Origin of the sequence: Methylobacterium variabile (assembly GCF_001043975.1) — a bacterium.
GTDB classification, from domain to species: domain Bacteria; phylum Pseudomonadota; class Alphaproteobacteria; order Rhizobiales; family Beijerinckiaceae; genus Methylobacterium; species Methylobacterium variabile.
This window is the reverse complement of the sequence record NZ_LABY01000405.1, coordinates 1-1761: the sequence shown is the minus strand read 5'-3', so window position 1 is coordinate 1761 and position 1761 is coordinate 1. Positions and strand designations below refer to the sequence as shown.

At 73.8% G+C, this 1761-nt stretch carries 2 protein-coding genes and 1 pseudogene; 2 read left to right on the top strand and 1 reads right to left on the bottom strand.

Annotated features, from left to right (window positions below):
• Nucleotides 1-69 precede the first annotated feature (69 nt).
• The gene (locus VQ02_RS33530) at nucleotides 70-291 is read right to left on the bottom strand and encodes a hypothetical protein (RefSeq protein WP_048448605.1); all 222 of its coding nucleotides are present in this window, start codon (nucleotides 289-291) and stop codon (nucleotides 70-72) included.
• 159 nt (nucleotides 292-450) lie between these two features.
• Between VQ02_RS33530 and VQ02_RS33525 the strand changes: the two genes are divergently transcribed.
• Complete coding sequence (locus VQ02_RS33525; RefSeq protein ID WP_048448604.1) at nucleotides 451-1308, top strand: DUF6502 family protein; 858 nt, start codon at nucleotides 451-453, stop codon at nucleotides 1306-1308.
• A gap of 11 nt (nucleotides 1309-1319) precedes the next feature.
• Nucleotides 1320-1761 (top strand): annotated as a pseudogene (locus tag VQ02_RS33520) (DUF5666 domain-containing protein); the annotation flags it as partial.

Below are 1761 nucleotides of genomic sequence, written 5' to 3'. Positions count from 1 at the left end.
GCCGAGGGGAGTGGCGGGGCGGGGCCGGTCGCTGCGCAGGGCTTCGAGCATGGCGGGAGCTTCCTTGCGTCAGCGGGCGGGGGCGGCCACGGGCGAGGGGTGAACACGGTCGGCCAGCGTCGCCGCCGCCACCGGCAGGCCGAGGCCGGCGATCACCGCGAGGCTGCGCACCAGCATCACGAGGGGCAACCGCGAGGCGGGCCGGCGCTGCGTGGCGATCCCGCATCCGGGACCGAGCCGGAGCGGCTCCGGACCGGCGGAGCGGCACACGAGGGGGAGGGGACTGGCCATCGGCTGTTCCTGCGGCTGTTCCTATGGTCGTTCCCGGCGTGGGAAATCTGATCACAGGCGTTTCTCTATGTGGGCAAATTTCCCACGTCAACCGGGATTCGCAACGTGCCGCGCTTTCGTGGGATTGTGTCCCACGCGCTCTGGGCTACAACGGCCGTGATGTCAGAGCCGAGCCCGAGACTTCCGCCCGATGCCGGCGCGCTGCAGGCGCCCCTCGCCCGCCTGCTGCGCCCGCTGGTGCGGCTGTTCGTGCGCAGCGGGATCACCTTCCCGGCGCTGACCGACCTCCTGCGCGAGCTGTACGTGAACGTCGCCGAGTACGACTTCGCCCTGCCCGGCAAGGACCAGACCGACAGCCGGGTCAGCCTGCTCACCGGCATCCACCGCAAGGAGGTGCGCCGCCTGCGCGGCGCGGGCGCCCCGGTGAGCGCGGTGCCGGCTTCGGTCTCGCGCACCAGCCGCATCATCGCCCGCTGGGTCGCCGCGCCCGACTTCACCGAGGCCGATGGCCGGCCGAAGGCCCTGCCGCGGGCGGCCGACAGCGGTCCTTCGTTCGAGAGCCTCGTTGCCTCGGTGACGCGGGACCTGCGCCCGCGGGCGGTGCTCGACGAGTGGCTCGACCGCGGCCTCGTGACCGTCGATGCCGAGGAGCGCATCGTGCTCGCCGAGGCCGCCTTCGTGCCGAGCGGCGGGGGCACGCAGCAGCTCTACTACTTCGGCCGCAACCTCCACGACCACATCGCCGCCGCAGTCACCAACATCCTGGAGGAGAAGCCGCGCTTCCTCGAGCGCGCCGTGCACTACGACGGGCTCTCGCCCGAGCTGGCGCGGCGGTTGGAGTTGCGGGCGCGGGAGATCGCCATGGACGCCTTGCAGCAGGCCAACCGGGAGGCGCACGCGGCCTGCGAGACCGATCCGGGCGGCGAGGCGCGCTGGAACTTCGGCATCTACGTCTACGCCGAGGACGCGCCGCGCCGCGAGCCGGAGGCGGATGCCAGCCCCGAGCCGAAGGCGTGAGGACGCGGCCCGTGCCCGGTCCCGCTTCCACCCGGCGCGGCCTGCTGCGCCTCCTCGCCGGCGCGAGCTGGCTGGCCGCGGCCGGCCCGGCCGCGGCGGCGGGCGACAAGATCCTCGATCAGGGCATCGGCGGCACCGGGATCCGGCCGGGACCGGACGAGGAGGGCGACCGCGGCATCGGCGGCACCGGCGTCATCGGCACCATCCGGGGCTTCGGCAGCATCATCGTCAACGACCTGCGCATCGCCTATCCGGCCGACGTGGCGGTGACGGTCGACGGACGACCGGCCCGGTTGGAGGACTTGCGGGTCGGGCAAGTGGTGCGCACCCTCGCCCTGCCGGGGGAAGGCGGCCTCTCCACCGGGGGCATCGCGGTGATCCACGAGGTCGTCGGCCCGGTGCAGCGCGCCGGCCCCGATCGCCTGACGGTGCTCGGCCAGAGCGTCGCGACGG

Excerpts from the sequence above, each read along its gene's own strand:
- VQ02_RS33530 (WP_048448605.1), bottom strand. The coding sequence starts at position 291 with ATGGCCAGTCCCCTCCCCCTCGTGTGCCGCTCCGCCGGTCCGGAGCCG.
- VQ02_RS33525 (WP_048448604.1), top strand. The coding sequence starts at position 451 with ATGTCAGAGCCGAGCCCGAGACTTCCGCCCGATGCCGGCGCGCTGCAG.